This window comes from Streptomyces sp. AK02-01A (assembly GCF_033795305.1).
Classification (GTDB): Bacteria; Actinomycetota; Actinomycetes; order Streptomycetales; family Streptomycetaceae; genus Streptomyces.
The window spans coordinates 36,153-60,293 of record NZ_JARBAE010000016.1; the positions used below are offsets into that span (position 1 = coordinate 36,153).

Sequence of the window (24,141 nt, forward strand, 5' to 3'; positions counted from 1 at the left end):
AGGGCACACCATGCGGAAGACACTGCCCGTCATCTCGACCTCCGTATCTTCGAACGGCGCATCGGGCGGCTGCTCTACCGCCGCTCCGGACACCAAGCCGGCGCGTCACGCGCTGCCGCGCTGGCGCAAGCGCAAACTGCGCATCGCGCTCGTACGCCATCACGACCTGTGCCTCAACACCCGCCAGATCAGCCAGATCCAGCGGCGCGCGGGTGTCCTGCCACACCTCGGCCTGGGCTATATCCACACAGCCCTCAAGAGCGCGGGATTCCACAACGTCATACAGATCGACACTCCGGCGCTCGGTCTGGACAGCGAGGGACTGCGCAAACTCCTCGCCGACTTCGAACCCGACCTGGTCGGAGTGAGCACCACGACGCCGGGTCTGCCGGGAGCGGTCGAGGCGTGCGAGGCGGCGAAGAGCACCGGAGCGAAGGTCATCCTCGGCGGACCGCACACCGAGGTCTACGCCCGCGAGAACCTCTACCACTCCTGCATCGACTACGTCGGCGTCGGCGAAGGCATCACGATCATGCCGGAACTCGCCGAGGCCCTGGAACAGGGCGAGGAGCCGGTGGGCGTGCGCGGGCTGGTGGGCCGCGAATTCGACGGCGGCGCCGCGCCCATGGTCAACCTGGAGGACGTGGGCTGGCCGGAACGCGAGGGCCTGCCCATGGACCGGTACTTCTCGATCATGGCGCCGAAGCCCTTCGCGACGATGATCTCCAGCCGGGGCTGCCCCTTCAAGTGCAGCTTCTGCTTCAAGCAGGCGGTGGACAAGAAGTCGATGTACCGCTCTCCCGAGGATGTCGTCGGCGAGATGACGGAGCTTCAGAAACGCTGGGGCGTAAAGGAGATCATGTTCTACGACGATGTGTTCACGCTGCACCGCGGCCGGGTCCGGGAGATCTGCGAACTCATCGGCAAGACCGGACTGAAGGTCCGCTGGGAGGCGCCGACCCGGGTCGACCTGGTCCCGGAAAAGCTCCTGGAGGCCATGGCGGGCGCCGGCTGCGTACGCCTGCGCTTCGGTATCGAGCACGGCGACTCCGACATCCTCGAACGGATGCGCAAGGAGAGCGACATCGGGAAGATCGAGCGCGCGGTGACCTCCGCCCACGAGGCCGGCATCAAGGGCTTCGGCTACTTCATCGTCGGCTGGCTGGACGAGAGCAAGGAGCAGTTCCGCCGTACGATCGACCTCGCCTGCCGGATCCCGCTCGACTACGCCAGCTTCTACACCGCCACTCCGCTGCCCGGCACCCCGCTGCACACCGAGTCGGTGGCCGCCGGACGGATCCCGGCCGACTACTGGGACCGCTTTGTGCGCGGCGAGTTCGACCAGCGCATCGGATACCTGGTGCCCGACGCCCAGCAGCGCGCCCAGATCGCCTATCGCAAGTTCTTCCTGCGCCGCGACATGGCCCGCCCGCTGATCTCGCACATGGCGTCGACCGGGCAGTGGCTCAACACCCTGGACGGACTGCGGAGCCTGGCCAAGTCGACCTCCAACACCGACCGTGACTTCTGACGGCGGCCGGCCCCTCGTACGGCTGAACCTGCCCGCGGAGCCGGGCCGGCCCCGGGACCGGAGCGAACCGGCCCTGCCACGGCATCTGCGCGCCACCGTCGCACGGGGCTACCGCCCGGACGACACCTGGACCGTGCCGGTGCGCTATCTCCTGGAGGACGGCTCGTCGACCGGCGACCAGGAGAAGGCCGCCGCCGCGCTGCGCGGCCCGGGAGAACCGGTGTTCACGCTGGTCGCGCCCACCTATGTACGCCGGCACACCCTCGCCGAGCAGGAGGAACGCCTGGACCGGCTGCTGGAGCGGGTGGACGAGGCGGTACGGGAGCATCCCGGCGCGGGCTTCGTGCTCTTCCTCGGGATGCAGTGGTCGGTCCCGGAGGAGGAGAAGGAGGCCCTGAGACGGCTGGAGGCGCTGCTGAGCCGGGCCGGACGGCACCGGTCGGCGGTCCGCGTCGCGGGACTGTCACTGCCGGGACCGGGAAAACCGCGCACACTCAACGCCGCCATCGCGGTGGCGGAGACACTCGGCTGCGCCGGGGTCGGCTGGCTCGACGACGACGTGACCCTGGAGCCGGCCTGCCTGGCGCACCTCGTCGGCGACTTCCTGGACGGCGGCTGCCGCGGCGCGGTCGGCGCCACAAAGATCCCTCACGCGAAACCGCAGACCACCTCCCGGCTGCTGCACCGGGCCAAGGCGGTCGCCGGACCGGCCACCAACTACCCGCACGGCTGCTGCATCCTGGTGGCCACCGATGTGATGGCCGGCGGCATGCCGGACCGGTATGTCTCGGACGACGGCTATGTGTGCTTCCGGCTGCTCGACCCGGACCTGCCGGACCCGCTGGCCCATCTGCGCCTGGTGCCCGGGGCGCGCTGCCACTACCACGTCGCCGGACCGGCGGGAGAGACCCGCCGCCGTATCCGCCGGCTGCTGCTCAACCACCTTGTCGACCTGGCCGACTGGCCGCTGCCGGTGACCCGTCACTACTTCCGCCACATCCTCTTTCCCGGCATGTGGCCTCTCACCGGCTGGAGCGGCTCGAAGGGTGTGGCGCAGGGCGTCGGCAACGCCGCCATCAAATGGGTCTACTTCGGCTGGTTCGCCGCGGTCGGAGCGGAGCTCTATCTGCGCGGGCTGTTCCGCCGTCCGCTGCGCGGGATCCGCTGGGCCCCGTACTCCACCGCCAGTGCGCCCGTGCCGGCCGACGCGGAACCACTCGCCTGAGCGGGCGTCACCCGGCATCCACCGAGAAGGGAAGCTGATGCAGGTACTGTCACTCCACTCCGCCGGCCACGACACGGGGGTCGGGTACTTCAAGGACGGCCGTCTCGCCTTCGCGGTCGAAACCGAGCGGCTGACCCGTACCAAACACGACCACCGCTCCGACATCGCGCTGCGGCACGTCCTGTCCCAGGAGGACGTGGACGCCGACGGTGTCGAACTCGTCGCGGTGAGCACTCCCGTCCGCAGCAGTCTGCTGCGCATACCCGACCTGGACCGCGCGATGGAACGCATCGCGGGCGGCGCTCCGCACCACCGCACCACCTGTGAACTCCTCGGACGCCGGGTGGAGTGCGTCGTCGTCACGCACGAGGTGTCGCACGCGGCTCTGGCGGCGCACTACGCGGGCCACCGGGACGGCACGACGGTCCTGGTCAACGAGGGCCGCGGCCAGATCACCCGCAGTTCGCTGTTCAGAGTGCGCGGAGACAGCCTGGAGTGGCTGGAGAAGGATCCGCTGCCCTGGTACGGCAACGGCTTCGGATGGACCGCGATCGGCCATCTTCTCGGCTTCGGCAGAACGCCCAGCGTCGCCGGAAAGGTCATGGCGCTCGGTGGCTACGGCGCGCCGGACCCGCGCGTCCGCGAGATCCTGGAGGCCGTGGACCACCGGGTGATGCACGATCTGGCGCTCGCCGAGGAGGTGCGCCAGGACCTGGCGGCCCGGCCCGAGTTCGGCCGGGACTTCGAGAGCATGACGCGGGTGGTGGCGACCTTCCAGGAACTCTTCACCGAGACCGTCCACGGGCTGCTCGCCCGGCATGTCCGGGACGACGGCCCGATCGCTCTCGGCGGTGGCTGCGGGCTGAACATCGTCGCCAACTCCGTACTGCGTGACCGGTTCGGCCGGGACATCGCGGTGCCGCCGGCCTGCGGCGACGCCGGGCATCTGGCCGGCGCCGGGATCTACGCGCAGAAGTATCTGTTCGGGCAGGAGGTGGCGCCGCTGAGCGTGTACGCCAACGGCGCGGCGAACTCCCGCGAGGACGTCCTGGCGGCGCTCTCCGCGAGCGGTCTCGAACCGGTGCCGTACGACCGCGCCGCGGTGGCGCGGGAACTGAGCGACGGCGGCGTGGTCGCGCTGGTGGACGGTACGGCCGAGCTCGGCCCGCGTGCCCTGGGCCACCGCTCGCTGCTCGGCAGTCCCGCCGTGCCCGGCATGCGCAAGCGGATGAGTGAGGAGCTGAAGCAGCGGGAGTGGTACCGCCCGCTGGGCGCGGTGATGCGCGAGGAGCGGTTCGCGGAGCTGTTTCCCGGCGAACGGCCCTCGCCGTACATGCTCTTCGAGTATCTGCTGCCCGAGGGCTCGGCCCCGGAGGCCCGGCACATCAACGGGACATGCCGGATCCAGACCCTCGGGCCCGACGAGGAGCGACTGCACGCGCTGCTCGCCGAGTTCGAGGCCCTGAGCGGCGTGCCCGCGCTGATCAACACCTCGCTGAACGGTCCGGGCCGGGCCATCGCGCACACGGTCCGGGATGTGCTGGAGGACTTCCGGGACAGCCCGGTCGACCTGTTCGTCTTCGGTGACGTGATGGCCTACCGGGCCGGTCCCCGGTAGGCCCCGGTTCAGCCGCGCGCGTGCACGGGGAGCAGCCGGTCCAGCACATCGTCGGTGTAGAGGTCGACGACCGCCACCAGACCGTGGGAGACCGGCTGTTCCCGCACCGCGCCGAGCGCCTGGGCCCGCAGCTTCTCCAGCAGGTCCGTGACGTCCTGGACGCGGACGTCACCGGTCCGCATCAGATGGCCCAGGTTTCCGTCCCGCTCTCCGTCGCGGTCGTAGTCCGTGAGGTCGTCGGCGATCGTGATGATCGTGCCGAACGCCTCGGCGAAGGAACGCGCCGGGCCGATCCACTCCGGCCTGCGGCCGCAGAGCGCCGCCAGCGCGCCGTAGCAGCCCAGGAAGGTCGCGCCGTAGGTGCTCGCGTTGGCGCACCACTGCTCCAGGTCCCGGGCGCGATGGCGCTTGGTACGGATCTGGCCGGTGCACACGGTGGTGAAGTCGTGCTCCAGCAGGTCCACCACGGCCTGGGCGTCACCGGACTCCTCGCACAGCTCCCGCAGCGCGGTCAGATGCAGCCGCAGGGCCGTGCAGGCGAGCTCTATGCGGTTCAGCCCGGTGTCGTCGTCCATCAGGTCGTCGAGCAGTTTCATCGCCACGATGTCCAGAGCGAGGCCCGCCGAGACCCTGGCGCGCAGCGGTGCGTCGGTGATCCACTCCGTGAGGAAGTGAGGGACGCGCAGATAGAGCCGCAGAGCGGCGACATGCGCCGTCAGATCCGGCGAACCGCCGGTCGCGGCCACGAAGGCGGTCACCCGGTCGCGGTTCGCACCCTCGGTGACGAGCATGGCGGCGGTGTAGTCGGCGGGCAGCGCGGCGCTCATCGTTCTGTCCCGGGACCGTCGGTGCTGTACGTGGCGGCCATCCGCTCCAGCACGGGCAGCCAGTCCGGCTGTTCGAGAGCCCCGGCGAATCCCACATAGTCCGCGCCCGCCTCCAGACAGACGGCGATCCGCTCCGCCGAGCGAACGTTTCCGCTGACAAAGAGGATCTGGTCCGGATGGAGCCGGTCCCGGAAGTACCTGACCACCTCGGGCGGCACATGGGAGTTACGGGAATACAGATAGACCATGTGGAAGCCGAAACTGCGGGTGATCGCTATGTGCTGGTCGAGCTCTTCGAGCGCCGGCGAGACCGGCACGGTTCCCAGCAGGTCGCCGGTCCTGCTGTCCTCGCCGAAGGTGAGCGCCACGGTCAGCAGGAACTCCGGCCAGTGCTCACGATCCATCCGGCCGGGCAGCGTGAGGAGCGTCTCCAGATAGCTCTTCCAGACGTAGTAGTCGTCACGGGAGCCGAGAAGGGCGGGCAGCACCACGGCGTCGGCCCCGGCGACGAGCGGGAAACCGGTGCCTCTTCGCGGGGGGAAGTGCAGCAGTACCGGAAGCGGGGTGGCGGCTTTGACACGGGCCACATAGGGCTCCATCCGCGTCTCGAACGCCTCGTAGTCGGTGCTGGCCAGGATGATGGCCGGGAAGCCCAGCCGGGTCAGCGCCCGGGTCTTCTCGACGGCTTCGGCCACCGGCACCTTGAACGGGTCGATGATGTGCATGGGCCCCGGCGGGTGCTTCCTGAGCCGGGCGAGGACCTCCCGGCTGGGAAGGGCCTGTTCAGGGAGTCTCTGCTCGGCCTGCTGCGCCAATTCCGTTAACGGGTTCACCAGTGCGTTCACCTCTCGGCCCTGGATGTGTGAAGAAACGTCCGGGCGGGCGCCCGGAGGATGTGCGGACTGTCTTCGCGCCGGTCAGCGGGCGGCGGTCGCTCTGCCGAGAGCCGCGACGACGGAGGCGGTGGTGTACAGGGCCGCGTTGTCGAGGACCACGGAGCCCAGTGCGGCGCGTCCACGCCGGTTGCGCTCCCAGTGCTCTCTCTCGTCGGGGTCCAGATCCATCGGACCCGGGCAGCGGCACCACGCCGACGGCTTCCAGCTTCCGTCCGGACGCTGGGAGTCCAGCAGCCAGCGCACCGCGCGCCGGACGGCGGGCCGGCCCTGCCGGGCACCGCCGGCCAGTACGGCCCGGACCGCGAAGGCGGTGGCGAACGGTGATCCGTCCGGTTCCCAGGACGTACGGACGGCGCCGTCCGGACCGATGCGCTCCGCCGCCCACCGGCCGGCCGCGGCGGCCGCCGGTATGTCCCGGTCGTCCGGGTCCGCCACCAGCGCCTCCGCCGCGAGCGCGGTGGAGTACTCCCGGTCGGCCCACCAGTAGGCGGCCCAGGATCCCTCCGGCCGCTGTATCTCCCGGAGCCTGGTGAGCAGACGAGGCCGGCGCGGCAGCCGGAGCAGTCCGGCGGCAGCGGCGGTCACACAGGGATGGCTCGCGTACCAGCCGTCCCAGCGCGGGGCGACCCGGCTCAGGAACGGACCGGCGACCTCCGGCACATAACTCGTGATGCCGCCGTCGGCGCGGAGATGCCTCAGGACGAAGTCGTAGCCTTCGACGGCCCGTGGTTCGGCGTCCGCGCCGACGGCCTCGGCGAGCCGCAGCGCCCACGACGTGATGTCCGCGTCTCCCGGCACCTGAGGTCCGTAACCCCAGCCGTCGGAGGGTCCGCGCGTGCGTGCCAGAAGTCGCCACGCGTCCAGGGCCGCCGCGTGGGCGTCTTTACCGGGGACTTCGGTCAGTGAGGCTCCGACAAAGGCCGTCGCCCAGAATTGTCCGGGGCCACGGACTTCGTAGTCGTTCCACCAGCCGTCCGGGTCGCGCTGTGCCGTCAGGAATTGCGTTCCGCTCAACAGGGCTTGCTCGCCCGGTCCGGCGGACGGTATTAGCTCCACACCGTGCACGTGCTCTCCTTCCCAGAGGAAGTGGCCACATAGCAGGTTTATGCGCGGGCAAACGCATAGGTGCCCGGAGTCGCAGTGGCACAGGCTACACGCCCCAAGGGCTGTCCCGTAATCCCCGGCGGGCGCGCGACGGCAGAAACGGCGCCTCGCCGCGTTGTCGGAACGCCCGAATACATCCCGTATGCGAGCGCCCCTTCGCCGTGCGACGCACCGCGTCCGACGCCGCGCGCTTCTGATCCACCGGGGATTACGGGGCAGCCCTTAGTTCCGGTGGGGTAGCGGGCGAAATCGCGAACTCGTCCGCCGCGCGACGCAATTGCCGCCGGTGACTCGGCGGATCAAGGTCCGCGGTCACCGGCGGCAATGCCGTCACGATATGGCTGGAGGATCAGATGAACTGCATGTGCGGGCGCCGGCGCAGCCGGACCGACATGACAGCGCCGCTCGCCAGAGCGAGCAGCGCGCCCACGACCACGGCGTGAATGACACCCGTGGCGAGCGAGGCGCTGGCCGAACCGTCGACCGCGTACGTGATGATTTCGCGGGTCGACCAGAACGGCAGCAGTTTGGCCGAATCCTTGACCGGATCGATTACCATCTGCGCGCCGATGACGGAGATCAGCAGCAGAGCGCCCTCCAGATCACGGGGCACCGCGAGGCCCAGGAGCAGTCCGAGCGGGACGGCGACCAGCGTGGTCAATGCCATCTCGACCGCCACCGCGGACGGGTTCGGCACATTCTGGTCCAGCAGGATCACGACGGTGTACAGCGCCGAGATGGCCAGTCCGGCCGAGCCGAGCGCCAGGCTCCGGCCCAGAAAGAGATGGACCGGGCGGAAGCCGGACAGCGCGAGCCGCGACTCCACCTCCCGCCCGCCGGCGGCGGAGAACAGCGCGGCGGTGCTCACCGCGAACCCGACACCGAGGCTCGCGAACCGGATGGCCTGGCCGCTCTGGTCGTGCCGGCCGAGATAGAAGACGAGTGGTACCACCAGCAGCAGGCCCATGACGCCGCGCCGGCGCAGCAGTTCACGCAGCGTCATCTCCGCCATGCGTACGGTCCTGGTCATCGCGCGGCCCCCGCCTTCGCCGGAGTGAGGTCGAGGACCTGGTCGACACGGTCGAGCTGATTGAGCATGTGCGTGACGACGACCACCGCCTTGCCCTCCTCACGCCACTTCCACACGCTCTTCCAGAAGTCCAGGTACGACCCGCGGTCGAAGCCCTGATACGGCTCGTCGAGCAGCAGGACGTCCGGGTCGCCGAGCGCGGACAGTACGACGTTCAGCTTCTGCCGGGTGCCGCCGGAGAGGTCTTTGGCCAGAGTGTTCCTGGAGACGTTCCAGTCCAGTTCGACGGCGAGCTCGCGGCCCCGGCGGTCCGCGGCCGGGCCGCTCATGCCCCGGCCGGCGCCGAAGAGGGTGAAGTGTTCACGGGGCTTGAGGAAGTCCATCACGCCGGCGCCCTGCGGGCAGTAACCGAGCCGCCCGTTCACCGACACCTGTCCCTTGTCCGGAGAGGCGAGCCCGGCGCAGATCTTGAGCATGGTGGACTTCCCGGCACCGTTGGCGCCGATGATCGCGGCGATCTCACCGGCGCGCACCCGCAGATCGACTCCGTCCAGCACGCGCCGCCGATTGAAGCTCTTCACAATCCCTCGCGCGTGCAGGAGAACCGGCCTCCCGCCGTCGTCCGGCCCGTCCCTCAGCTCATTCCGGTGTCCCGCATTCGTAGGAGTCACCATGCTTCCGTCACCTCTTTCTCAGCCGCGTGAACGGCACGGAAAACCATTTCACCACGCACCGCGCGGCTGTTCTCACACGTCCTGGAACCGGTATGGCGCTTCCTGTCCCGGAAGCGATGGAGTGGCCCTGACCTGCGCGCCGCTTCCGGCCGCGGCACGGCCGACGGGCTTGCCGTACCGCGCACTTCGGCCGGGCATCGCCGTACTCCGTTACGGAGCGCGGCAGTTCGGGTCCGACACTACCGGCGCGGCCCACCGAACGTACCATGACAACACCAGGCGAATGTGGCAATGCGCGGCATAGCGCGTTCCCGGAAAACGGCGCCGGGTATGAATGCGGTCCTCCGCTTCGCGGCGCGGTACACCGGCCGCGCGCCACACGGGCCGGGATTAAGGGACAGCCCTTGGCCGACAGCGTTTGGCCGACAGTGTTTGGCGGGATCCGAAGCGGTGGATTGTACCGGTACTCCGAGTCCGGTGAGAGAGACAAAGGCGCTGGTTCCGGCCATTCCTGAGGTCGGGTGCGACATCTCCTTGTGATCACCTTATGGATTTCGTTAATCTCCCGACCGCTGATCGATGCGAAGAACGCGTCTCACGCATACCGATTCCCGGTCTCCCGGCGGTGCCGCCGGGATCCCGCGAAAAGCACACCATGGAAGGGCCGGAAGCTCTCCGGCCGAATACCGACAGCACGGGCGGCGTTCGGACGAGCGGAAGGGAACGGTATGCACAGGCGTACCGACGGCGAACGGACCTGGCTGCAGCGCGTCGTGGCCCGCGGCTACGATCCGGCTCCCGAGCCGCGGGCGCCGGTCACCCTGGTGCTGCCCACGGGACCGGAGCCGGACGCGGTCCCGCGGACCGTCCGGGAAGAGGACGCGGCCGACCCGCTGGCCCGTCTGCCGGCCGGCGGTATCGCCACTCTGCTGCCGACCTATGTGGGCCGGTGCGGCGCGGAAGAACAGGAGACCGCGTTCGCCCACACCCTCGACGCGCTGAAGGGCGTCCGGAAGACACATCCGGACCTGCCACTGACCGTCTGGGCCGGTATGCAGTACGCCGCCGGCGAGTACGAGGAGGCGGTGGACCGGCTGCGGCGGCTGGCCGCACTCGCCCGCGACAGCACGCTCACGGCCTTTGTCGGGCTCGCGCTGCCGGGACCGGGAAAGATCCGCACGACCAACGCGGCGATCCGGCTCAGCCAGGAGCTCGACTACGCCGGCTGGCTGTGGATCGACGACGACATCGAACTGGGCCCGGGCTGCCTGGAGCGCCTGGTCTCCCGGTTCCGCGAACGCGGCTGCACCGGAGCCGTCGGCGCCCGGTCCATCGCCCTGCCCCGGTCCACTCCCTCGTCCCGGGTGATGGACAGGATCGGCGGCAACACCCTGCCTCCGACGGCCTACCCGGCGGCCGGCTGCATGATCGTGCAGTCCGCCGTGATCGCTTCCGGGATCTCCTCGCGCCGGGTCACCGACGACGGCTTCGTACTGTTCGAACTGCTCGACGGAATCGGCGCGGACCCGCTGCGCGACCTGGACGTGCTGCCCGACGCGTACTGCCGCTTCTACCGGGTCAGCAGGGCCCATGACACCGTGAGCCGGCTCCGCCGCTCGATGTACAGCCATGTGACCTGCATGGCCGACTATCCGCGCGATGTCGCCGGCCGGTACTTCCGGGACATCCTCTTCCACGGCCTGTGGCCGCTGGCTCCGTGGGACGGACGCCGGGGCACGGCGCGCGGTCTGCTGCGCTGGACGGTCAAGTCCGTCCAGTTCGCCTGGTTCAGCGCCGTCGTCACCGGCCTGGCCGTGCGCGGCCTGACCTCCCGTCCGCTGCGCCAGGTCGCCTGGGGAGACGAAGGAGACTTCGCCAGCCCGGCCGACGAGAAGGCGTCCACCCTCACCGCCCGGACGCCGCGGAGCGCCTGAACCGGCCCGGCGCCACGACGGCCCCCAGAAAGGATCCGACGTGCGGGCGACACCCGAGAGGCTGAACACGGCCACACTCACCGTCATCCTTCCCCACTACGACTGCGCGGACTATCTGAGCCTCGCCGTGGAGTCCGTCCTCCGGCAGGACTTCCGGGACCTCGTCCTTGTCGTCGTGGACGACTGCTCACCGGACGACGCGTGGACCCGGGCGCTGCGTCCCTTCGCGGCCGACACGCGGCTCGTCGCCCTGCGGACCTCGCGGAACGTGGGCCATCTGCGGATCAAGAACGCGGTGCTGGAACGGGTACGCGGACCCTATGTCGGCTTTCAGGACGCCGACGACATCAGCCTGCCCGGCCGCTTCACACACCAGGTGCGCATGCTGGCGTCCGGCCGGGCCGACCTGGTGGGCTGCGGCTATCAGTACATAGACGACGCGGGCCGGATCACGGGCCACCGCCGGATGCCCCGGCACGGCAACCTCTGGATGCGCCTCGGCCGGTCGACGGTGGCGCACCACCCGGCGACGGTGATCCGCCGCGACATGATGGACCGGCTCCGCGGCTTCGACGGGACCGTACGGCTCGGCGCCGACACCGACTTCCATCTGCGGGCCTCGCGCCTGTACCGCCTGCGGAACACCCGCCGGCTGCTGTACCAGTACCGGATCTGGCCCAAGTCGCTGACCCAGGCGCCCGACACCGGCTTCGGCTCCGAGGCCCGCCGCGCCTACACCGAGGCCATGACCGCGCGGGAACTCACCAGAAGACAGGCACGCTCGCGCGAGGAACTGCTGCCGCTGCTCGCCGCTCCGCCGAACGACATCGAGTTCGAACTGCGTCCCGTCCGCATCGGATGAGATCCGCCGGCCCACGCGGCGGACGGCGCCGGAGCGGCACCGCGACGCGGACGACGGGAGGGAACATGCACGCACAGCCGCCCGAATTCAGCGTCGTCGTCAGCGCGTCCGACGGCGAGTGGGAAGCCGCGCTGGACAGCCTTCTGCGCCAGACCCGGCCCGCTCACGAGACCGTCGTGATCAGCGGTGACGCGGACCGGCCGGCCCGGGCCGCGGTGCGTGACCGGCCGGGCGTACGGGTGGTGCGCTGCTCTCCGGACGACGTCGCGGCGGCCGTCCGCCGGGCCGCGGAGGAGGCGAAGGGCGAGTACATCGCCTTTCTGGACGGCACCGACGAGGCCTTGCCGGAGTGGCTTGAGCATCTCGCGGCGGCGGCCGGCGACACCGGTGCCGGGATGGTCCGCTGCGGTGCGCTGCGGCTGCGCCCGGACGGCCTGGTCGGCGGATTTGTCCTGCCGCCCGCCGAGGGCGCGCGTGCGCGTGGCGGCGGCGGGACGGCGCCCCGGGCGGTCCACCGAGACCTGCTGGCAGCGCGCGGATTCCATGGGCCGGGCTCCGGCGGTCCGGCCGTGTGCGCCGTGCCGCTGCTGCTTGTCCGGCGATATGAGCGGCCGGCGCGCGACGGTACGGACCGGAGCGCGGACGACCGGTACGGCTCGGCGCGTACCACCAGGACGTACGAGCCCTCCCGCGCCACGGTCACGGACCGGGGCCGGCCGGAGCTGGTCTCCGTGGTCATCCCCGTCCGCGACGCGGCCCGGACGCTGACCGCGCAACTGCGGGCGCTGTCCGGACAGACCTACTGCGGAGCGCGCGAGATCCTGGTCGTCGACAACGGCTCCACGGACGGCACCCGGGCGGTGGCCGCCGCCGCGTGCTCCTGGCTGCCGGAACTGCGGCTGGTCGACGCGTCAGGCCGGGCGGGAGAGGGATACGCGCGCAACACCGGAATCGCCGCCGCGCGGGGCGACTTCATCGCCTTCTGCGACGCGGACGACGTCGCGGATCCCGGGTGGCTCAGCGCACTGGTGGAGTCGGCGCGGGACGCGGACGTCATCGGCGGCTCGCTGGACGTCTCCGTACTCAGTCCGGCGAACGCCGACGAGCAGCCGCTGCCCATGACCGCGCAGAGCGACTTCCTGCCGTTCGCCCGAGGAGCCAACTGCGGTGCCTGGACAGAGGTGCTGGCGGTCATCGGCGGCTGGGACGAGTCGTACCGAGGCGGTGGCGAGGACATGGACCTGTCCTGGCGGGCGCACCTCTGCGGCTTCCGGGTGGAGTACGCGCCCGACGCGCGGATGCACTACCGCCTCAGAGCCGGACTCGCCTCTCTGGCCCGCCAGAAGTGGAACTACGGAAAGTCCGGCGCGCGGCTGTACGGCGCCTACCGCGACGCCGGTTTCCAGCGGCGGAGTCCTGGCGTCGTGGCGAAGAACTGGCTGTGGCTGGCGGCACATCTGCCGGACCTCGTACGTTCTCCGGGGCCGCGTCGCCGGTGGGTCAGATACGCGGCGCGACTGAGCGGCTTTCTGGCCGGAAGTCTGCGGCGCCGTGTGATGTACCTCTGAGATGGACCGGAGCGGCCAAAGATCCCAGGTGATTGCGCGGCGATCCGAAATGCGCGGTCGGGCGGGCGTACGGGCCGCGTGCGCGGTGTACGAACAATTCACCGCGGCCGGGCCGTCATCGTCATTCGGCCATGCGCGAGTGCCTCTTGAACCACTGCTGGAATCCGCTAAACTCGGCGGCTTCGGAGGTAGCTGTCCCATCGCCCTCCGCGGCACCCGCGGCCCGAAGCGAGCTCACCGTGTGGCTTTACCGGACGAATAGGGGCTGAACAGAAATGCCAGAATCCGTTTCTCGCGAAGAGCCTTCGGCCGGCGCTGGGCGACCGATTTCCGCCGCCGTCGTCGGAATGGGTTATGTCGGACTGCCGACCGCTCTCGGGCTGCACGCGAGCGGTCTGCGCGTACTGGGAATCGATCACAGCGCACCACGCAACGCGGCCGTCCGCTCGGGCGACGTCGACCTGACCGCCGCCGACCAGCGGCGGCTGGAGAAGTCGCTCCAGAGCGACGACTTCGAGCTCACCGGCGACCTGTCGAGGCTTTCCGGGGCCGATGTGGTGGTGGTGTGCGTGCCCACTCCGGTCGACCGCCATCTGATGCCGGATCTCACCGCGCTGGAGGAGGCGTGCGCCTCGCTGGTGCGTCACGCGCGACCGGGGCAGACCCTCATCCTGACATCGACGAGTTTCGTCGGGACCACGCGGCGCATGCTGATCAATCCTCTGCGGGACAAAGGCTTCACGGTCGGCGAGGACATCTTTGTGGCCTGTAGTCCGGAGCGTATCGATCCGGGTAACACCGCCCATGTGCAGAGCGAGACGCCACGGGTGCTCGGCGGCGCGACAGCGGCGTGTGTGAAACGCGCGAAAGGCGCTCTCGCGGCGGTGTCCTCCACGGTGCACGAAGTGGGCTCGCCGGAAGCGGCGGAGATGACCAAGCTGTACGAGAATTCCTTCCGTGCCGTCAACATAGCCCTGGCGAACGAATTCGCCGACGTATGCGTCGAGTTGGATCTCGATCCGGTGGAGGTCTCGGACGCGGCGGCGACCAAGCCGTACGGCTTCATGCCGTTCCGTCCGGGGCCCGGCGTCGGCGGACATTGCATTCCCTGTGATCCGCACTATCTGCTCTGGCAATTACGCGAGTCACGCGGCAGCGCGCCTCTCATCAGCCAGGCGATGACCGCCATCGCCGAACGGCCGAAACACGTCGTCGCGCGCGTCCTCGACACCCTGTCGCGGGCGGGTCTCGGACTGGCGGGCCGGCGGGTGGTCGTGGTCGGAGCCGCGTACAAACCCGGAGTCAGAGACATCCGCCACTCACCGGCCGTGGAGATCGTGGAGCAGCTCACCGGGCGGGGCGCGGACGTCTCGTACTACGACCCGCTCGTGAGCGAACTGCCGTTGTCCGGCGGCGCCCGCGTGCGGCGGGTCACGCAGCCGCGCGGCACCGACTGGGATCTCGCGCTGATCCACACGATCCATCCCGACCAGGACTACGGCTGGGTACGGGAATGCCCTCTGGTGGTGGACGCGACCTACCGCTTCGATCCGCACACGGCGCCGGACGCCGTCACGGGCACGGCCCGTGACCCGGGCGCCTGAGCCACCGCCCGCCGCACCTCCCGGAGACGAGGAAAGGACCGTATCCCTCATGCGCTGTCTGGTCACCGGCGGTGCCGGCTTCATCGGTTCGCATCTTGTGGAGCATCTGCTGGCACTCGGCGACGACGTCGTCGTCCTCGACGACCTCAGCACCGGCAGCGAGCGCAATCTCGCCGCGGTCGCGTCGAATCCACGGCTCCGCCTGATCAAGGGCGACATCTGTGTCGCGGAGACGGTGGCGCGGGCCATGGAAGGTGTGGACGAGGTCTACCATCTGGCCGCGGCAGTGGGCGTGTTCACCATCCTTGACCGGACCCTGGAGAGTCTGCGGACGAACCTCACGGGAACCGAGACCGTCCTCGACGCGGCACGCCACCGCGACGTCCCGTTTCTTCTCGCCTCCACCAGCGAGGTGTACGGGAAGAACACGGCCGACGGCCTGACCGAGGAGGACGACCGGATCCTCGGCTCGCCGCTGAAGAGCCGCTGGTCGTACTCCGAGGCGAAGGCGCTGGACGAGACGCTCGCCGCGCTCTACGCGGCGCGATACGGACTGCGGATGGTCATCGCACGGCTCTTCAACACCGTGGGACCGCGCCAGAGCGGGCAGTACGGGATGGTGGTCCCGCGTTTCGTCGATCAGTCGCTGGCCGGTGAGCCTCTCACGGTCTTCGGCGACGGCACACAGATCCGCTGCTTCTGTCATGTCGCCGATGTGGTACCCGCGTTGGTGGCCCTGCTGCGGAACGAGGACGCGCACGGAACGGTCTACAACATCGGCGGCTCACGGCCGGTGACCATCGCCGAACTCGCCGAGAGGACCATCGCCGCGACCGGCTCGGCCAGCACCATGGCCAAGATCCCTTACACCGAGGCGTACGGCGCGGGCTTCGAGGACATGCGGCGCCGCATCCCGAACTGCGACAAGGCGTACCACGCCATCGGATTCCGGGCGGGCCGCACCCTGGACGACATCATCGCGGATGTGGTCGCGGAGCGACGGCCGCTCTGAGAGCCCGCCGGTCCAACTGCCCCTAGGACGTGTCTGACACATAGTGCCGTCCGCCCGGGGGGCGGGGCCCGCGACGTCTGGTGCGTGCGATCCCAAGGCGGAGGATCATCCGTGTACTGGACGTACTCGGATGACTCCGACAACGCGGTGAGCGTGCGTGCCAGGCGTCGCAGGCCAGGCGGGATGTGTCAGACAGGGCCTAGGGTGGTGCTACCTGTACCTTCGGCCCGGGGCCTCACGCCAGTGACCGGCGTCGACGCGCCCGGCAGGATTGGCGTCGGCCCGAGGGACGGGCGGCCGAGCCGAGGGGGTACCTGGATGCGCTTCCGGAACGCGGCGGTGGCCGGCCTACGAGGGCTGGCGCTGTCGGTGATGTCGTTGGCCGGGTCGATAGCGCTCTTCGTCGGGGCCGTTGTCTCGATCTCTTTCATTCCGCTCGGGCTCGGCGTGTTCACCACACCCTGGGTGCTCGGGCTGGTCCGCCGGTTCGCCGGCCGGCGGCGGGAGCTCGGGGCCGCATGGTGCGAGGTGCGCATCCCGGCCGCGTACCGGCCCTTCCCGGTCGGCACTTTGCCCGGTGTCGGAGGACAGCCGAGGAAGTGCGTCCACCTGATGAAGGACCCGGCGACCTGGCGCGATCTGCGCTGGCTGGTCATCGACATGACCGCGGGCTTTCTCACGGCGCTGCTGCCGGCCGCGCTGCTGGTGTATCCGCTGGAGGGCTACGCTCTCGCCGCCGGTCTGTGGCGCGTCTTCACCGACGGCGGCATCGGGTACTGGTACGGCTTCGTCCCCATCCGGGGCCAGGCGTCCGCTGTTGGCGCCGGGGCCCTCGGCACGGCCCTGCTCGTCCTCGGTCTCTTCGTCAACCCGCGTCTGCTGCGCGTCCACTTCCTGCTGACCAGGGCCGTCCTCGCGCCGCGCCGGACGGACCTTGAGCAGCGTGTCGAGCGGCTCACCAAGACCCGCCACGACGCCGTCGACACATCGGCCGCCGAACTGCGCCGCATCGAACGCGATCTGCACGACGGCGCGCAGGCGCGGCTTGTCGCCGTGGGCATGAGCCTCGGCACCGTCGAGGCGCTGATCGAGAAGAATCCGGCCAAGGCGAGGGAGTTGCTGGCCAAGGCTCGCGCGGACTCCGCGGACGCGCTGGGCGAACTGCGTGATCTCGTACGCGGCATCCATCCGCCCGTGCTCGCGGAGCGCGGCCTGGCGGCCGCGGCGGAGGCGCTCGCTCTGCGGATGCCGATACCTGTCGAGGCGCGCATCACTCTGCCGGGACGGGCCGCGGAATCCGTCGAGTCTGCCGCGTACTTCGCGATCAGCGAGGTGCTGACGAACGCCGCCAAGCACTCCGGCGCCGACCAGATCCGGCTGGACCTCGACCACCGGGACGGTGCGCTGCGGATCATCATCACGGACAACGGACGGGGCGGAGCCACCGTGAGTGGCTCCGGACTGGCCGGGATCGACCGCCGGCTGGGGGCGTTCGACGGCGTACTGGTCGTCGACAGCCCGCTCGGCGGTCCCACCACGGTGACGATGGAGATCCCGTGCGCGCTGTTGTCGCGGGAAGCGTCTCCCTCGTCCTGATGCTTCCCTGAAGCGGCGGCGCGGGGCTGTTCAGCGCTCAGTTTCCGGCCTGGCCGGTGGCCGGCAGACCGTATGAATCGCCGTACGGGCCTGGTCGCGCAGCCAGGCGTGCGCGCGGTCGCCGTCGTAGCGCTGGTGCCAGGCCAGATGGATCGGGATCGCGGGCATGTCCAGGGGCAGCGGCAGTGTGCGCAGACCGAGACCGGCGAGCGGGGAGCGGCTGATGAGTCCGGGGACCGCGACCACGAGGTCGTTGTTCCCGACGAGTTGGAGAGCGGCGGCGGCGGTGGGCGCCGCGGCGACGACATGCCGCCGCAGGCCCTGGGCCGCGAGGGCGTCGTCGATGGGATCGCTCAGGCGTCCGCGGCGCGAGACGGTGATGTGATGGGCCGCCGCGTAGCGGTCCGGCGTGAGCGGTCCGTCGGTCAGTGGATGACCGGGGCGCACGGCGATGACCAGGTGATCATGGCCGGCGTTCTCGTGGTGGATCTCGGGCAGTGCGGGCTCGTTGGAGCCGGCTTCGAGGTCGACCTCGCCGCGTCGCAGGTCGGGGGTGTCCGTGCTCGCCTCGGCCACGAAGCGCAGCCGGACCCCGGGAGCTTGGGAGCGGACCGCGGCGAGCAGGACGGGACCGCACGCGCTGGTGAGGGCGTCGTGCCACTTCAGGGTGAAGGTGCGCTCCAGGACGGCCAGGTCGAGGGACCGCTGTGGGGCGAGTACGGCCTGGGCCTGCTGCACCAGGGCGTGCACCTGCGCGCGGATGGCGACGGCGTGCGGTGTGGCTGTCATCGTCCGGCCGGTGCGCACCAGGATCTGGTCGCCGGTCGCGCGCCGGATGCGGCCCAGCGTCCGGCTCATGGCGGGCGAGGACACCTGGAGGCGGGCGGCGGCGCCGGCCACGCTGCCCTCCTCCAGCAGCGCGTCGAGCGCGGTCAGCAGATTCAAATCCAATTGCATGCGGGTAATGCTAGGCGTAACAAGCATGCACTTGCCGATAACTGTGCGGCTGCCTACGTTCGAAACCACAGGGAACGGCGCCAACCGGCGCCGTCCAGTCGAACCAGGAAACACTCCATGCGCGCTCCGTACTCCGGCCACAACGCCACCTCGCAGCTCATCCAGGCCGTCCGCGCCCTGTCCGGCCGCGCCTGACCTCCGTACGCGTCGTACCCGTACCCGCCGCCGCTCGCCCGACCGGAGAACACATTGAAGATCGCCGTCCTCGGCTCCACAGGACCAACCGGCCGACTGCTGCTCAGCCAGGCCCTGGCCCGTGGCCACCAGGTCACCGCTCTCGCCCGCGACCCGCACCAACTCTCCGGACTCGCCACCGGTGCCCTGCGCGCGGTGCGGGCCGATGTGACCGAGCCGGACACCGTCCTGGCCGCCGTCCAGGACGCCGACGTCATCGTCAGCGCGCTGGGCATCACCAAGAAGCAGGACCCGCGGGTCCTGACCGACGCGGCCCGCCTGCTGGCGGCGGCGGCCCCTCGGGTGGTCTGGCTCAGCTCGCTCGGCATGGGCGCGACCCAGGGCGCGCTGGGAAGGATCAACGGCGCTCTGCTCAAGCGCGTCCTGTGCCACGCGTGGGACGCGAAAGGCGTCGCCGGCGAAGCGGTCCGCGCGGCGGGCGGCAGCGTCGTGTACGCCGGACCGCTGACCAACCGGCCGTACCACGGCGGCGCTCGGCTCGTGCCCGCCGCCGGGTTCGAACCGCGCCTGATCCCGCCCGCGGCGCCCAGGGCCGGCGTCGCCGCCCTCATGCTCGACGAGAGCGAGACACCGTGCTTCGCCGCGACTCCCGCGATCGCTCTTTTCGACCAGCGCCGATAGAGACGCTGTCCGCACGCGGGCCGGGGGACAGCCGCCTCAAGCGGCTGTCCCCCGGCCCGCGTACGAACGGTGGTGGCTCAGGTCTCCACCGCCACCGCTCGCACCGCGGGCGTGCGCAGCGAACGGCGCGCGGTGCCGAGGCTGGTGACCAGCGTCGCCGCCGCGGCGACCGCCACCACGCCCAGCCAGATCCCGAGTCCCTGACCGGGCAGGAGCGAATCGGTACGGACCAGGCCGAACGACGCGATTCCGGCGAGCCCGGCCACCGTTCCGAAGAACACACCGGTCACCGTCAGCACCAGCCCTTCCACGCCGACCATTCCCAGTACCTGTGCCGGGGTGGCTCCCGCGAGGCGCTGCTGACCGAACTCCCGGCGGCGGAACGAGGTCGCCGCGTACAGGGTGTTGATCAGCATGACGCAGGAGAAGACCACGATGATGCCGACGATCACGAAGTTCAGCGTTTCGAGATTCTTGTCCTCGACCGACTTGGTGAGGCCGGAGGCCCTGATCGCGTCACTCTCGATGGCCTGCATGGAGAGCGTCGCCGTCGCGATGCCGGTGAAGAGGATCAGTGGCATCAGCACTCCGGACAACTCCGCGGCGCGATGGCGCATGTTGTGCACGGTCAGATAGCCGCTCGCTCCCGTGAGCGCCGTGACCGGCCGCCCCAGCCGGCCCAGCAGCGCCCGCAGCAGCGGTGGTGAGAAGAGCGCGAAACCGACGGCCAGCATGATGGCGCCGAACGCCGGAGCCGCCATCAGCGCGGCATCCGTCGGCTTCAACGTGAAGGTCGCGGACACTCCCGCCGCACCGGCCACAAGCGCGGCCCAGCCGGCGAAGCCGCGTACCAGGCCCCGGGACGTACGCGTCGCCGCCGCTCCCGTCGCCCGGCGCACCGCGAGGAACGCGGCGCCCACCGACGCGGCCAGCGTGGTGCCGGCACCCGACAACAGCGCGATGGGCCCGAAGACATGCTCCACGTCCCGGGCGGCCTGGCCACTGTCCTGGAACGCCCCGAGCAGCGCCTGACCGCCCAGCATCGCGGGCCCGACAGCGAGCAGCGCTCCGGCGAGGGCGACCACGGCCGACTCGCCGACCACCATCCGCCTGAGCTGCGCCGGTGTCGCGCCGATACTGCGCAGCAGACCGATCTCCTCGGCGCGCTGCCGCACGTTCACGGTCAGTGTGGAGGCGACGGCGAAGAACACCAGCAGCGTCCCGTAGCCGCCGACCACACTCGCCGTGAGTGTGAGCGACTCCGCGCTGATGTCGTCGACGCCTTTCGCGCCCGCGGTGTCGTGCATCGAATTGAACGTCATGATGACGGCCGCGCCCAGGAACGCGGCCAGCAGTGTGGCGGTGAAGCGGCCCGGGCGCAGCCGGACGGAACGCATGGCCAGGATGAACATGACTCACACCCCCGCGGGCAGGTCGTCGTCCACCGCGTCGCCCAGATGCGCCAGCCGCTCGGCGACCGCGTCCACGGTCGGTTCCGTCAGCTCTCCGGCCAGCCTGCCGTCGGCCAGGAAGAGCACGGAGTCGGCGTACGAGGCGGCGACCGGATCGTGCGTCACCATCACCACCGTCCTGCCGTGGATCTGTACGGCTTGCCGCAGCAGCCGCAGCACATCCCGCGCGGCGCGGGTGTCGAGCGCGCCGGTCGGCTCGTCCGCGAAGATCACACTGGGCTCGGTGACCAGTGCGCGGGCGATGGCGACCCGCTGGCGCTGTCCGCCGGAGAGCTGGTCGGGCCGGTGGCCGAGACGGTCGCCGAGGCCGACCTGGGTGAGGATCCGCTCAGTCCGGGCCCGGTCGACGCGACGCCCGGCAAGCCTCAGCGGCAGTGTGGTGTTCTGCGCCACGGTGAGCGTGGGCAGCAGGTTGTACTGCTGGAAGACGAAGCCGATCCGGCGGCGGCGGAACTTTGTCAGCGCCGCCTCGCTGCCTCCCGTCATCTCTTCGCCGTCCACCACGATCTGTCCGCTGTCCGGCCGGTCCAGCCCGGCGGCACACTGCAGCAGAGTGGACTTGCCGGATCCGGACGGACCCATGACGGCGGTGAAGCTTCCCGCCGGAAGGCGAAGGGACACACCGTCGAGTGCGGCAACGGTGTTCCCGGCGGACCCGTAGGTTTTGCTGACTGAGGCCAGAAGAAGTGCCTCGGTGCCTTTGGCGGGTCCGGTCCTGCTCGTGCGACGAAACATGTCATCCCCCTTGGCGGACACTCGCTGTGCCACATCCACGACGTTAGGGGCGGTGACGGTCCGGCACATGGGGCGTACGACCCGAGTGCGGGGTGTCGTTGAGTACACCCTCACCCACCGGGCCCGCCCCAGTGAGGTCCTGGCGCCTCTCGTGCCGGCGGAGGACGGGCTGGAGCGAATCCGTGGAGCGACGGCGGCTGCCGGCTCCGGCAGGTGTCAGAACCGCGGCCGGGGCGTATCACGAAAGTCCCGCCTGGCCGACGTGATCCTGAACAACCCTACGCACGACTGACCTTGACGTACCGTCAGATCAGCGATCCCCAGCGGCTCCACTTTTCTGGAGACGGCGTGCCGCGACAACCGCCGAACTGGCCGGCGTTGTGAGTACTTCAGTGGCGTCCAGGGCTGGATGAGTGAGGTAGAACAGGCGGAGCTCATCCACTTCGCCTTCGAAACGAGGCGGCCAATGGGACGAAGGCGTGAAGTCGTCCAGGATGAGAAGGCCACCGGGAGCAAGGAGCTCGACGACCGCCTGAGGGTCGTCACGTTTGCCTCCGCCGTCGCAGAAAAAGACGTCGAAGGGCGCATGCCGCTCAAGCAGCCGCCAGTCACCGGTGAGCACGCTGACGCGCTGGTCGTCCGCGAAAACACTGGCCGCTCGACGGGCCGGCTCCTCGTCACGCTCCACGGTCACCAGGCGCGCACCGGCGCCAAGGCCACTGTGCAGCCAGGCCGTGCCCACTCCCGAGCCGGTGCCGCTCTCCGCGATGACGCCGTGGGGTTTCGCAGCGGCGGCCAGTCTGAGCAACCTGCCCACTTCAGGGATGCAGCTCTTCTTGAATCCCGTCTCGGAGGCGATACGCTCCGCGGCCGCCACGCGAGGCGGAACCGCACGTTCTGCCATGACCACGCTCCCTTTTATCGTGGACATGACGCTATCCGGTGGCAGGGAGGTCCGTACGGAGTTCCGCGTGTCCGACCCGCACACGCGCCGGTTCACCAGCAAGCTCATGGCCGCACTGGGCCCGGTCGCCCGGTCGCGCTCGTGGCGGTGACAGCCGTTCGTGGCGGGGGAGCGGGCTCGTACAGTCGCGCAGGCTATCTTCTACAGTGCTGTAGAGATTTGTTTCGTCCCGGGCCGGCGGTCCGGGAGCCGAGCGAGTGACGGAGACGAAGATGGCCCTGTGGGATCGCCTCAAGGAATCCGCATCGACGATGCAGACCCAGCTCAACGCCAAGAAGAACGACCTCAAGAGCGGGGCGTTCCGGGATGCCAGCATGGCGATGTGCGCCCTGGTCGCCGCCGCGGACGGCACGATCGACCCGTCCGAACGCCGCCGGGTGGCGCAGTTGATCGCCAGTAATGAGGTGCTGCAGAACTTCCCCGCGGACGACCTCCAGCGCCGCTTCGACGGCTATCTGAACAAGCTGACGGCCGACTTCGACTTCGGAAAGGTCAGCGTCCTCCAGGAGGTCGCCAAGGCCAAGAAGAAGCCGGCCGAGGCGCGCGCGGTGATCCAGATCGGCATTGTCATCGGCGGCGCCGACGGCGACTTCGACAAGACCGAGCAGGCCGTCGTACGCGAAGCCTGCTACACGCTGGACCTGCCGCCCGCCGAGTTCGATCTCTGACCGGCAGGCGATGGGGCGGGGCGCGCCGGTGACCGGCGGACCCCGCCCCGCTTCGGCTACAGCGGGGTCGCGGCGTGCAGGAGGACGATCAGGGTCACGGCCGAGTTCGCCGACGACACGGCCGAGACGGCCGTACCCACCGCGGCGATCCAGGCGGCCAGGCCCGCGGCCGTCCGGACCGGCGGCCAGACACGAGCGGCCGGCAGCGGGTCGAGCAGCGCTCTGACCCTGCGCGGCACGGGTCCCGGCATCGCGAAACCGGCCAGCGTCGGGCCCGGCGCCCCGTGGGACACCAGAGCGGCCTTGCCGACGGCGCGGGCCATCAGCCGGCGGTCTCCCATCGCCGCGGCCGCCTCCTCGTCCGCCCAGCGTTCCGCGCTGAAAGCCGTGGCGGAGCGCAGTGGCCGCAGCAACGGATGCGCGCGCGCCGCGAGTTGGACCGCCAGCAGATAGCGGTGGTGCCGCGCGGCCAGATGCACCCGCTCATGGGCGACCAGAGCCTCGCGCTCCCGGGAGTCGAGACTCGAAAGCATCGCCGAGGACACCACGACCCGTCCCGGAGTGCCCGGCAGGGCGTAGGCGTACGGGACGCTGTCGGGCAGCACGGCCACCGGCGACTCGGGCATCCCGGCCAGCGCGCGCTCCGCGCTCCGGCGCACCCGGTAGTGACGCCACACCGCCGCCGCGCACGCGGCGGCCACGGCGATCAGCGCGGGAATCGCGGCCTTGCCCGCCACCTCGTCGTACGGCACGGCGGCGCGGACCTCCGGATCGGACCAGCCGTCCGGCAGTGGGTTGCTGGGCAGTTGGGCCGTCCCGACGACCATGATCAGGCCGAGGCACAGGGTGCTGCACAGGGCCAGCACCACGCTGACGCAGCTCAGCAGTCGGGTGGCGCCGCGCGGATGCAGATGCAGTTCCGCCAGACGCGCGATCGGCCACGCGGTCAGCGGCAGGACCAGCGGAAGAAAGACGAAGACGCCCACGT

The 24,141-nt window shown here is 70.3% G+C and carries 22 protein-coding genes; 12 read left to right on the forward strand and 10 right to left on the reverse strand.

Annotation, left to right across the window (positions count from 1 at the left end; genetic code table 11):
• Positions 1 to 10 precede the first annotated feature (10 nt).
• From PV679_RS17125 to PV679_RS17135, 3 genes are read left to right on the forward strand one after another with little or no spacing between them, the layout of a single operon-like run.
• A complete protein-coding gene (locus PV679_RS17125) occupies positions 11 to 1,531 on the forward strand; it encodes a B12-binding domain-containing radical SAM protein (RefSeq protein ID WP_319681133.1) in 1,521 nt (506 codons plus the stop codon).
• A complete protein-coding gene (locus PV679_RS17130; protein ID WP_319681134.1) occupies positions 1,521 to 2,756 on the forward strand; it encodes a hypothetical protein in 1,236 nt (411 codons plus the stop codon). Before PV679_RS17125 ends, PV679_RS17130 begins: the two co-directional genes overlap by 11 nt.
• A 37-nt stretch (positions 2,757 to 2,793) precedes the next feature.
• Positions 2,794 to 4,374: a carbamoyltransferase C-terminal domain-containing protein gene (locus PV679_RS17135; RefSeq protein WP_319681135.1), complete on the forward strand. Its 1,581-nt coding sequence runs from the start codon at positions 2,794 to 2,796 to the stop codon at positions 4,372 to 4,374.
• An 8-nt stretch (positions 4,375 to 4,382) separates the two neighbouring features.
• On the opposite strand, the gene PV679_RS17140 is transcribed toward PV679_RS17135, so the two are convergent.
• The 5 genes from PV679_RS17140 to PV679_RS17160 all read right to left on the reverse strand — a co-directional run bounded on the left by PV679_RS17140 (position 4,383) and on the right by PV679_RS17160 (position 8,812).
• Entirely contained in the window at positions 4,383 to 5,201 is an 819-nt protein-coding gene (locus PV679_RS17140; protein WP_319681136.1) for a class 1 isoprenoid biosynthesis enzyme, read from the reverse strand.
• Positions 5,198 to 6,034, reverse strand: coding sequence for a geranylgeranylglyceryl/heptaprenylglyceryl phosphate synthase (locus tag PV679_RS17145; protein ID WP_319681137.1), 837 nt, complete (start codon positions 6,032 to 6,034; stop codon positions 5,198 to 5,200). Before PV679_RS17145 ends, PV679_RS17140 begins: the two co-directional genes overlap by 4 nt.
• Before the next feature lie 84 nt (positions 6,035 to 6,118).
• Positions 6,119 to 7,111 (reverse strand): prenyltransferase/squalene oxidase repeat-containing protein, encoded by a 993-nt coding sequence (locus PV679_RS17150; protein WP_319681138.1) that lies wholly within the window; start codon positions 7,109 to 7,111, stop codon positions 6,119 to 6,121.
• 439 nt (positions 7,112 to 7,550) lie between these two features.
• Positions 7,551 to 8,231 (reverse strand): hypothetical protein, encoded by a 681-nt coding sequence (locus PV679_RS17155; protein WP_319681139.1) that lies wholly within the window; start codon positions 8,229 to 8,231, stop codon positions 7,551 to 7,553.
• Positions 8,228 to 8,812 (reverse strand): ABC transporter ATP-binding protein, encoded by a 585-nt coding sequence (locus PV679_RS17160; protein ID WP_319681140.1) that lies wholly within the window; start codon positions 8,810 to 8,812, stop codon positions 8,228 to 8,230. The genes PV679_RS17155 and PV679_RS17160 overlap by 4 nt, the downstream gene beginning before the upstream one ends.
• Before the next feature lie 821 nt (positions 8,813 to 9,633).
• Here PV679_RS17160 and PV679_RS17165 point away from each other — a divergent pair.
• From PV679_RS17165 to PV679_RS17190, 6 genes are all read left to right on the forward strand, one after another.
• The gene (locus PV679_RS17165; protein ID WP_319681141.1) at positions 9,634 to 10,839 is read left to right on the forward strand and encodes a glycosyltransferase family 2 protein; all 1,206 of its coding nucleotides are present in this window, start codon (positions 9,634 to 9,636) and stop codon (positions 10,837 to 10,839) included.
• A 40-nt stretch (positions 10,840 to 10,879) separates the two neighbouring features.
• The gene (locus tag PV679_RS17170) at positions 10,880 to 11,701 is read left to right on the forward strand and encodes a glycosyltransferase family 2 protein (RefSeq protein WP_319681142.1); all 822 of its coding nucleotides are present in this window, start codon (positions 10,880 to 10,882) and stop codon (positions 11,699 to 11,701) included.
• 65 nt (positions 11,702 to 11,766) lie between these two features.
• Positions 11,767 to 13,269 (forward strand): glycosyltransferase family 2 protein, encoded by a 1,503-nt coding sequence (locus tag PV679_RS17175; protein WP_319681143.1) that lies wholly within the window; start codon positions 11,767 to 11,769, stop codon positions 13,267 to 13,269.
• Positions 13,270 to 13,616: 347 nt separating this feature from the next.
• The gene (locus tag PV679_RS17180; protein WP_319681144.1) at positions 13,617 to 14,873 is read left to right on the forward strand and encodes a nucleotide sugar dehydrogenase; all 1,257 of its coding nucleotides are present in this window, start codon (positions 13,617 to 13,619) and stop codon (positions 14,871 to 14,873) included.
• Between the two features lie 49 nt (positions 14,874 to 14,922).
• Positions 14,923 to 15,885 carry an NAD-dependent epimerase/dehydratase family protein gene (locus PV679_RS17185; protein WP_319681145.1) on the forward strand — a complete coding sequence of 321 codons (963 nt, stop codon included), beginning with the start codon at positions 14,923 to 14,925 and terminating at the stop codon, positions 15,883 to 15,885.
• Positions 15,886 to 16,203: 318 nt separating this feature from the next.
• A complete protein-coding gene (locus PV679_RS17190; RefSeq protein ID WP_319681146.1) occupies positions 16,204 to 17,481 on the forward strand; it encodes a sensor histidine kinase in 1,278 nt (425 codons plus the stop codon).
• Between the two features lie 30 nt (positions 17,482 to 17,511).
• Here the strand turns inward: PV679_RS17190 and PV679_RS17195 are convergent, their stop codons facing one another.
• On the reverse strand, positions 17,512 to 18,438 hold the full coding sequence (locus PV679_RS17195; protein ID WP_319681147.1) for a LysR family transcriptional regulator: 927 nt from the start codon (positions 18,436 to 18,438) through the stop codon (positions 17,512 to 17,514).
• 249 nt (positions 18,439 to 18,687) lie between these two features.
• Here PV679_RS17195 and PV679_RS17200 point away from each other — a divergent pair, with 249 nt between their 5' ends.
• A complete protein-coding gene (locus PV679_RS17200) occupies positions 18,688 to 19,314 on the forward strand; it encodes an NAD(P)-binding oxidoreductase (RefSeq protein WP_319681148.1) in 627 nt (208 codons plus the stop codon).
• Between the two features lie 77 nt (positions 19,315 to 19,391).
• Here the strand turns inward: PV679_RS17200 and PV679_RS17205 are convergent, their stop codons facing one another.
• From PV679_RS17205 to PV679_RS17215, 3 genes are all read right to left on the reverse strand, one after another.
• Positions 19,392 to 20,726, reverse strand: a complete 1,335-nt coding sequence (locus tag PV679_RS17205) for an ABC transporter permease (protein ID WP_319681149.1) — start codon at positions 20,724 to 20,726, stop codon at positions 19,392 to 19,394.
• A 3-nt stretch (positions 20,727 to 20,729) separates the two neighbouring features.
• Entirely contained in the window at positions 20,730 to 21,521 is a 792-nt protein-coding gene (locus PV679_RS17210; RefSeq protein ID WP_319681150.1) for an ABC transporter ATP-binding protein, read from the reverse strand.
• Between the two features lie 310 nt (positions 21,522 to 21,831).
• Positions 21,832 to 22,431 carry an O-methyltransferase gene (locus tag PV679_RS17215; RefSeq protein ID WP_319681242.1) on the reverse strand — a complete coding sequence of 200 codons (600 nt, stop codon included), beginning with the start codon at positions 22,429 to 22,431 and terminating at the stop codon, positions 21,832 to 21,834.
• A 19-nt stretch (positions 22,432 to 22,450) separates the two neighbouring features.
• Between PV679_RS17215 and PV679_RS17220 the strand changes: the two genes are divergently transcribed.
• Positions 22,451 to 22,576 (forward strand): hypothetical protein, encoded by a 126-nt coding sequence (locus tag PV679_RS17220; protein WP_319681151.1) that lies wholly within the window; start codon positions 22,451 to 22,453, stop codon positions 22,574 to 22,576.
• 121 nt (positions 22,577 to 22,697) lie between these two features.
• Positions 22,698 to 23,153, forward strand: coding sequence for a TerB family tellurite resistance protein (locus PV679_RS17225; protein ID WP_319681244.1), 456 nt, complete (start codon positions 22,698 to 22,700; stop codon positions 23,151 to 23,153).
• 56 nt (positions 23,154 to 23,209) lie between these two features.
• Here PV679_RS17225 and PV679_RS17230 read toward each other — a convergent pair whose 3' ends face one another.
• Entirely contained in the window at positions 23,210 to 24,139 is a 930-nt protein-coding gene (locus PV679_RS17230) for a M56 family metallopeptidase (RefSeq protein WP_319681152.1), read from the reverse strand.
• Positions 24,140 to 24,141: the final 2 nt, after the last annotated feature.

What these genes read in the sequence shown, in the direction of transcription:
- PV679_RS17155 (WP_319681139.1), bottom strand. Translation starts at nt 8,231, where the DNA reads ATGACCAGGACCGTACGCATGGCGGAGATGACGCTGCGTGAACTGCTG.
- PV679_RS17185 (WP_319681145.1), top strand. Translation starts at nt 14,923, where the DNA reads ATGCGCTGTCTGGTCACCGGCGGTGCCGGCTTCATCGGTTCGCATCTT.
- PV679_RS17125 (WP_319681133.1), top strand. Translation starts at nt 11, where the DNA reads ATGCGGAAGACACTGCCCGTCATCTCGACCTCCGTATCTTCGAACGGC.
- PV679_RS17220 (WP_319681151.1), top strand. Translation starts at nt 22,451, where the DNA reads ATGACGCTATCCGGTGGCAGGGAGGTCCGTACGGAGTTCCGCGTGTCC.
- PV679_RS17140 (WP_319681136.1), bottom strand. Translation starts at nt 5,201, where the DNA reads ATGAGCGCCGCGCTGCCCGCCGACTACACCGCCGCCATGCTCGTCACC.
- PV679_RS17195 (WP_319681147.1), bottom strand. Translation starts at nt 18,438, where the DNA reads ATGCAATTGGATTTGAATCTGCTGACCGCGCTCGACGCGCTGCTGGAG.
- PV679_RS17205 (WP_319681149.1), bottom strand. Translation starts at nt 20,726, where the DNA reads ATGTTCATCCTGGCCATGCGTTCCGTCCGGCTGCGCCCGGGCCGCTTC.
- PV679_RS17190 (WP_319681146.1), top strand. Translation starts at nt 16,204, where the DNA reads ATGCGCTTCCGGAACGCGGCGGTGGCCGGCCTACGAGGGCTGGCGCTG.
- PV679_RS17180 (WP_319681144.1), top strand. Translation starts at nt 13,617, where the DNA reads ATGGGTTATGTCGGACTGCCGACCGCTCTCGGGCTGCACGCGAGCGGT.
- PV679_RS17135 (WP_319681135.1), top strand. Translation starts at nt 2,794, where the DNA reads ATGCAGGTACTGTCACTCCACTCCGCCGGCCACGACACGGGGGTCGGG.
- PV679_RS17165 (WP_319681141.1), top strand. Translation starts at nt 9,634, where the DNA reads ATGCACAGGCGTACCGACGGCGAACGGACCTGGCTGCAGCGCGTCGTG.
- PV679_RS17175 (WP_319681143.1), top strand. Translation starts at nt 11,767, where the DNA reads ATGCACGCACAGCCGCCCGAATTCAGCGTCGTCGTCAGCGCGTCCGAC.
- PV679_RS17225 (WP_319681244.1), top strand. Translation starts at nt 22,698, where the DNA reads ATGGCCCTGTGGGATCGCCTCAAGGAATCCGCATCGACGATGCAGACC.
- PV679_RS17210 (WP_319681150.1), bottom strand. Translation starts at nt 21,521, where the DNA reads ATGTTTCGTCGCACGAGCAGGACCGGACCCGCCAAAGGCACCGAGGCA.